Source organism: Halomonas sp., assembly GCF_031581305.1.
Taxonomy (GTDB): Bacteria; Pseudomonadota; Gammaproteobacteria; order Pseudomonadales; family Halomonadaceae; genus Halomonas.
In genome coordinates this window covers 1-7524 of sequence record NZ_JAVLBC010000161.1, presented here as the reverse complement: position 1 = coordinate 7524, position 7524 = coordinate 1, and the positions used below count along the sequence as shown (strand labels likewise).

General features: G+C 65.4%; 7 protein-coding genes. All 7 read left to right on the top strand.

The window, feature by feature from the left end; all coding sequences use genetic code 11:
* Nucleotides 1-463, top strand: a 463-nt coding sequence (locus RI841_RS12640) for a glycosyltransferase (protein ID WP_310705963.1), incomplete at its 5' end; no start/stop codon positions are given.
* A gap of 58 nt (nt 464-521) precedes the next feature.
* Entirely contained in the window at nt 522-1934 is a 1413-nt protein-coding gene (murC, locus tag RI841_RS12635) for a UDP-N-acetylmuramate--L-alanine ligase (RefSeq protein ID WP_310705964.1), read from the top strand.
* A complete protein-coding gene (locus RI841_RS12630) occupies nt 1931-2848 on the top strand; it encodes a D-alanine--D-alanine ligase (RefSeq protein WP_310705962.1) in 918 nt (305 codons plus the stop codon). The genes murC and RI841_RS12630 overlap by 4 nt, the downstream gene beginning before the upstream one ends.
* Nucleotides 2849-2851: 3 nt before the next feature.
* On the top strand, nt 2852-3577 hold the full coding sequence (locus RI841_RS12625) for a cell division protein FtsQ/DivIB (RefSeq protein WP_310705961.1): 726 nt from the start codon (nt 2852-2854) through the stop codon (nt 3575-3577).
* Nucleotides 3578-3771: 194 nt separating this feature from the next.
* Nucleotides 3772-5061, top strand: coding sequence for a cell division protein FtsA (ftsA, locus tag RI841_RS12620; RefSeq protein WP_310705959.1), 1290 nt, complete (start codon nt 3772-3774; stop codon nt 5059-5061).
* Between the two features lie 34 nt (nt 5062-5095).
* The gene (ftsZ, locus tag RI841_RS12615) at nt 5096-6268 is read left to right on the top strand and encodes a cell division protein FtsZ (protein ID WP_310705958.1); all 1173 of its coding nucleotides are present in this window, start codon (nt 5096-5098) and stop codon (nt 6266-6268) included.
* Nucleotides 6269-6379: 111 nt separating this feature from the next.
* Entirely contained in the window at nt 6380-7291 is a 912-nt protein-coding gene (gene lpxC, locus RI841_RS12610; RefSeq protein WP_310705957.1) for a UDP-3-O-acyl-N-acetylglucosamine deacetylase, read from the top strand.
* The last annotated feature ends 233 nt before the right edge of the window (nt 7292-7524 follow it).

Genomic DNA, 7524 nt, shown 5'->3' with positions numbered 1-7524 from the left:
CCGGCTGCCCGAGGGGCAACGCCCCGAGGTGTGCCACCAGGCAGGCCGCGACAAGGATACGGTGACCCGCGAGGCCTACCGCGAGCAGGGCGTCGAGGCCGACGTCACGGCGTTTATCGACGACATGGCGGGCGCCTACGGCTGGGCCGACCTGGTGGTGTGTCGCGCCGGTGCCCTGACCGTGGCGGAGCTTGCCGCCGCGGCCAAGCCGGCGCTTTTCGTGCCCTTTCCCCACGCAGTGGATGACCACCAGACGGCCAACGCCCGGGCCATGGTCGATGAGCAGGCAGCGCGGCTGATGCCCCAGCAGGAGATGAATGCGGTGACGCTGGCCGAGTGCCTGGCGTCACTGCTGGACCCCGACACTCTTGCCACCATGGCGGACAGGGCGCGTGGCTGTGCCCATCTCGATGCCGTCGAGCGCCTGGTGGCCGGTTGCATGGAGACAGGCTTTGAGCGATGAGACCCTCGGACCGGTTCCCGGTCAGGCCATCCCCCCGCACCCCGGACGGGGGCTGGGCATGCGTCGAATCCGGCGCATCCATTTCGTCGGTATCGGAGGTGCCGGCATGTGCGGCATCGCCGAGGTGCTGGCCAACCAGGGCTATGCGGTCAGCGGCAGTGACATGAAGGCCTCCCCGGTGGTGGCCCGCCTACGCCAGTGCGGCATCTGCGTGGCCATTGGCCATGCCGCCGAGCATGCTGCGGATGCCGATGTGGTGGTGGTTTCCACGGCGGTGGATGAGACCAACCCCGAGATCCGCTGGGCCCACGAGCATCGTGTTCCGGTGGTGCGCCGTGCCGAGATGCTCGCCGAACTGATGCGCTTCCGCCTTGGCATCGCTGTGGCCGGCACCCACGGCAAGACCACCACCACCAGCCTCACCGCGACCCTGCTGGGCGAGGGTGGGCTGGATCCCACCTTCGTGATCGGCGGGCGGCTGACTAGTGCTGGCACCAATGCTCGGCTGGGGGAGGGCGACTATCTGGTGGCGGAGGCCGACGAGTCGGATGCCTCCTTCCTGCACTTGCAGCCCATGGTGGCCATTGTCACCAACATCGATGCCGATCACATGGCGACCTATGGCGGCGACTTCGAACGGCTCAAGGGCACCTTCATCGAGTTTCTGCACAATCTGCCGTTCTATGGCCTGGCGATTCTGTGCATTGATGATGCCCACGTGCGTGGCCTGCTCGACCGCGTCAGTCGCCAGTTCGTTACCTATGGCTTCAGCGAGGATGCCGACTACCGCATCGAGGGCTTCATCCAGCAGGCCGGCGAGGTGCACTTCACCGCGGTGCGTTCCGAGGGGCTGGCCCCGCTCGACGTGCGCCTGGCGATGCCGGGGCGCCACAATGCGCTCAACGCCCTGGCGGCGATTGCCGTGGCCAGCGACGCGGGCGTCGACGACGCCGCCATCCTGAGGGGCTTGGCGAGCTTCGAGGGGGTGGGGCGGCGTTTTCAGGTGCATGGCCACTTCCCGGCCCCCCAGGGCGGGGGCGAGGTGATGCTGGTGGACGACTATGGCCACCATCCCCGCGAGGTGGCGGTGGTGATCGACGCCGTGCGAGCCGGCTGGCCCGAGCGGCGCCTGGTGATGGTCTACCAGCCGCACCGCTTTTCGCGCACCCGGGATCTCTACGAGGACTTCGTGCGGGTGCTGGCCGGGGTCGATACCCTGCTGCTGCTCGATGTCTACAGCGCCGGGGAAGCGCCGATTCCCGGGGCTGACGGGCGCACCTTGGCAGGCTCGATCCGCCAGCGCGGGGCGGTGGATCCGATATTCGTCCAGGACAAGAGCGAGCTGCCTGAGCTGCTCGCCCGGGTACTGCGCCCGGGCGATATCCTGATCACCCAAGGGGCCGGTGACGTGGGCGGCATCGCCCAGCACCTGGCCGATGCCGCCCTGGTGCTCGACGAGGTGACACTATGACCCACGATGTCGGCCGGGTGGTGGTGCTCTACGGCGGGGACTCCGCCGAGCGTGAGGTGTCGTTGAAGAGCGGTGCCGCCGTGCTCGCGGCCCTGACGCGCTCGGGGGTGGAGGCCATCGGCTATGATCCCGCCGAGGGCGGGCTGGTGGGGCTGGAAGCCCTGGCTCCCGACCGGGTCTTCATTGCTTTGCACGGCCGGGGTGGCGAGGATGGCACCTTGCAGGGGGCGCTGGAACTGCTGGGCATTCCCTACACCGGTAGCGGGGTACTGGCCTCGGCGCTGGGCATGGACAAGCAGCGCACCAAGCTGATCTGGCAGGCACTGGGCCTGTCGACCCCGGAGAGCGTGATGCTCGGTCCCGAGGCCGACTGGTCGGCAGTGGTCGGGCGCCTCGGCCTGCCGCTGATCGTCAAGCCGGTCCACGAGGGCTCGACACTGGGCATCAGTATCGTCGACAGCCGCGATGCGCTGGAGGCGGCCTACCGTGATGCCGCCCGCTTCGATGCGCGGGTGATGGCCGAGCGCTTTGTCAAGGGCGAGGAGTATACGGTGTCGCTGCTGGCGGACGATGTCCTGCCGGCGATTCGCGTCGAGGTGCCCAGTGGCTTTTACGACTACGAGGCCAAGTATTTCTCCAACGAGACGCGCTATCACCTGCCGTGCGGCCTGTCCGGCGACGAGGAGGCCGAGCTCGCTGCACTCTGCCGGGCGGCCTTCGAGGCCATCGGCGCCGAGGGGTGGGGGCGAGTCGACGTGATGCGCGACGGCGAGGGGTGTTTCTGGTTGATTGAGGTCAATACTGTGCCGGGGATGACCGACCATAGCCTGGTGCCCCAGTCGGCAGCCCATGCCGGCATCGATTTCGATGCCCTGGTGCTGCGCATCCTCGCCACGGCCGGGGAGAGGCACTAGCCCATGGCGGCACGGGGAAGCTTCGTCGGTGTTCTCCTGCTGGCTCTGCTGCTGGGAGCCGGGGGGCGAGCGCTGTGGGTCTGGCTCGACCGGCCCATCGAGCGTGTCTCGGTGGGAGGCGAGTTTCAGCACGTCAGTGCCGACTTTCTGCGCAGCCGGCTGGCGCCACTGATTCAGGGACAGACCTGGCTCTCCGTCGACCTGCCCGCGCTGCGCCAGAGGGCGCGGGAGATCGGCTGGTTGGCCGAAGTGCGTGTCAGCCGCGAGTGGCCCGATGCGCTGACGTTCGACCTGGTCGAGCAGGTGCCGGTGGCGCGCTGGAATGACGAACGTCTGCTCAACCCGCAGGGTGATCCCTTCGCCTTCGCCACGGTGGCGCCTCCCGCCGACTTGCCGGACCTGGCCGGTCCGCCCGGCAGCGGGGCCGAGGTGCTGGACTACCATGCCCGGCTCGCCGCAAAGTTTGCCGCCCAAGGGATCGAGGTGCGCCAGCTGCGGCTGGAGCCCCGCGGGGCCTGGCGCTTCCAGCTCGACAGCGGCGTCTGGGTGATGCTCGGTCGCAATGATCGTCCCGCCCGCCTGGGACGCCTGGCCGCCGCCTGGCAGCGTGAGCTGGGTCCTCTGGCGTCGCATATCCGCTATGTCGACCTGCGATATCCCAATGGGGTCGCCGTGGCTTGGCACGGAGAAACCGAGCCGGTGGAGGACGAGTCACCGTCGGACAGCTGAAGCCTTCATTGCACAACTCGCTTGCCCAGGCGGCATTTAAGGTGTTTCTTTCGTGACAAATTCGCCGTATCGTGACGGGTGTTTCGGCAATCGGGCTGGTGGAACAACTGAAATTGTTCCTATAATTGGCCTAGGCCTACTTTTCAGGATTAATCTTCCCCTTCGGGGTCAGGTTCGAGGAGACTTCCCGACTCATGGCAGGTCCATCCAATGCGTCCAATATGGTAGTCGGGCTGGATATCGGAACATCCAAGGTCGTGGCGATCGTGGGGCAGCCTACCGACGATGGCGGGATCGAAATCGCCGGTATCGGCTCACATCCGTCGCGTGGCATGAAGAAAGGCGTGGTGATCAACATCGAGTCCACGGTGCAGTCCATCCAGCGTGCCGTGGAAGAAGCCGAGCTGATGGCCGGCTGTGACATCCATTCGGTCTATGTGGGTATCGCCGGCAGCCACATCAGTTCGATGAATTCGGATGGTGTGGTGGCCATCAAGGAGCGCGAGGTCGCCTCATCGGATATCGACCGCGTCATCGACTCAGCCCGGGCTCGGGCCATCTCGGAAGGCCAGCGTGTGCTGCATGTCCTTCCCCAGGAATTTTCCATCGATACTCAGGGCGGTATCCGGGAGCCGTTGGGCATGTCCGGTGTGCGCCTCGAGGCGCGCGTTCATCTGGTCACCGCCGCCCTTAATGCCGTGCAGAACATCGAGAAGTGCGTGCGTCGCTGTGGACTCGAGGTGGACTCGATCATCCTCGAGCAGCTGGCCTCGAGCCATGCGGTCCTCACCGAGGATGAGCGTGAGCTCGGGGTCTGTATGGTTGACATCGGCGGGGGCACCACTGACATCGCGGTGTTCACCGAGGGCGCCATCCGCCATACCTCGGTGATTCCCATTGCCGGCGACCAGGTCACCAATGACATCGCCATGGCATTGCGCACCCCCACGCAGCATGCCGAGGAGATCAAGGTCAAGTACGCCTGCGCCCTGACCCAGCTGGCTTCCAGCGACGAGATGATCAAGGTGCCCAGCGTGGGCGACCGGCCGGCCCGGGACCTCTCGCGCCAGTCACTGGCCGAGGTGGTGGAGCCGCGTTACGAGGAGCTCTTCACCCTGGTGCGCGACGAGTTGCGGCGCAGTGGCTACGAGGACCTCGTGGCCGCCGGCGTGGTACTCACCGGCGGCACCTCACGCATGGAAGGGGTGGTCGAGCTGGCCGAGGAGATATTCCATATGCCGGTGCGTATCGCTTGCCCGCAGAACGTGCGCGGGCTGGCCGATGTGGTTCGCAATCCGATTTATTCGACGGGTGTCGGTCTGCTGCATTACGCTCTACTGGAAACCCGTCAAGGGCATGGCCGCCAGGGGCCTGGAGGCATTATCCCGGCGCAACCGAAGCGTGACGACATTACCCGGCGTGACGCGGGGGAAAGGATTCCGGCGCTGGCAAGGATCAAGGGCTGGTTCAAAGGAAATTTCTGACAGGGCCGCGGTCGCGGTCCAGGAGACGGGACTTATGTTCGAACTGGTAGACAGTGCACCCTCAAGCAGTGCGGTCATCAAGGTTATCGGTGTCGGGGGCGGTGGCGGCAATGCCGTCAACCACATGGTCGAGAGCAACATCGAGGGCGTCGAGTTCATCTGCGCCAATACCGATGCTCAGGCGCTCAAGCGGGTCGCCGCCAAGACCGTGCTCCAGCTCGGCAGCGAGATCACCAAGGGCCTCGGGGCCGGTGCCAGCCCCGATGTCGGGCGCCAGGCCGCAATGGAGGACCGCGAGCGTATCGCGGAACTGCTCGGGGGTGCCGATATGGTCTTCATCACCGCCGGCATGGGTGGCGGTACCGGGACTGGCGGGGCTCCCGTCGTTGCTCAGGTGGCCAAGGAGCTGGGCATCCTTACCGTGGCGGTGGTGACGCGCCCCTTCCCCTTCGAGGGCCCCAAGCGCATGCGTGCCGCCGAGGAGGGCATGAAGGAGCTCTCCGAGCATGTCGACTCCCTTATCACCATCCCCAACGAGAAGCTGCTCTCGGTGCTGGGCAAGAGCGCGACCCTGCTCACGGCCTTCAGTGCGGCCAACGACGTGCTGCTGGGGGCCGTGCAGGGGATCGCCGAGCTGATCACCAGTCCCGGTATCATCAACGTTGATTTCGCCGACGTACGTACCGTGATGTCCGAAATGGGCATGGCGATGATGGGCACCGGCGGGGCCACCGGCGAGAACCGCGCCCGCGAAGCTGCCGAGAAGGCCATCCGTAGCCCGCTGCTCGAAGACATCGATCTCCACGGTGCCCGCGGCATCCTGGTCAACATCACCGCCGGCCCGGATCTTTCCATCGGCGAGTTCAATGATGTGGGTGCCACCGTCCAGGAGTTCGCCTCCCAGGACGCTACCATCGTGGTTGGCACCTCCATCGATATGGACATGACCGACGAGCTGCGTGTCACCGTGGTCGCTGCGGGGCTCGAAGGCAACAAGGCGCAGAAGCCCGCCTCTCGCGAGACCGGCCGTCGTGTCGAGGCCGGCAGCTACCGCCAACGTCCGCAGGCGGCGGCCAGTCGCGGCCAGGCCGCGGCGTCCAGGACCGAAGCCCAGGAGGCCTCACGGCCGCAGCCGGAAAAGCGCAAGTCCCAAGAGCTCGATGACTACCTGGACATTCCGGCCTTCCTGCGGCGGCAGGCCGATTGATCCGTGCTATCACGGAAAGAGGAGGTGCCGGGTGAGCTTTCTTTGTTGAAACATCCGTTCGGTGCTATAGTGAACGGTGTTTGATAATTACTGACTGCCTGGCGACCGACCATGATCAGACAACGTACACTGAAAAATGTCATCCGCGCCACCGGCGTCGGCCTGCACTCCGGCAAGAAGGTCTACCTGACCCTTCGGCCGGCACCGGTGGATACCGGCGTGGTCTTCGTGCGCACCGACCTGGAGCCTGAGGTGCAGATCCCGGCGCGCGCCGAGCATGTCACCGATACCACCCTGTGCACCGCGCTCTCTGCGGGCGGGGCCAAGGTCGCCACCGTCGAGCACCTGATGTCGGCCTTCGCCGGGCTGGGCATCGACAACGCCTACATCGATGTAAGTGCGCCCGAAGTACCGATCATGGATGGCAGCGCGGGACCCTTCGTATTTCTGATCCAGTCGGCGGGCATCGCCGAGCAAGCCGCCCCCAAGAAGTTCATTCGTATCACGCGTGAGATCGTGGTGCGTGAGGACGACAAGGAAGCGATTTTCCTGCCTCATCAGGGCTTCAAGGTCTCCTTTTCCATCGATTTCGACCATCCGGTCTTCGAGGATCAGTCGCAGACAGCCGTAGTGGACTTCTCCACCACCTCCTTCGTCAAGGAGGTGTCGCGGGCCCGTACCTTCGGCTTCATGCGTGACCTGGAATATCTGCGCGCGAACAACCTGGCGTTGGGCGGCAGCCTCGACAACGCCATCGTGGTTGACGACTATCGCATCGTGAATGAGGGCGGACTGCGCTATGACGACGAGTTCGTCAAGCACAAGGTGCTCGATGCCATCGGCGACCTCTACCAGCTCGGCCATAGCCTGATCGGCGAATTCCGCGGTGTGAAGTCCGGCCATGCCCTGAACAACCAGCTGTGCCGTGCCCTGCTGGCTCAGCCGGATGCTTGGGAGCTCGTCACCTTCGAGGGCGAGTCCGAGAAAGCACCGATCTCCTACTCTGCGCCGGCCATGGCCTGAACCGGACTGCGTCCGGCGCTATAAGCCGTAAGCTTGAAGCTGGAAGTCCCCGGCTTCGCCGGGAGATGTAAGTGGGATAAGTGGGAAGAGCGCCGCTTCGCGGCGGGAAGCTTGACGAAATACAACCCCACTGGGCCTGCCAGCGGGGTTGTTTCATAACATGCCGAGGCTATGCTGCGTTCCAGCTTCCAGCTTCCAGCTTCCAGCTTCCAGCTTCCAGCTTCCAGCTTCCA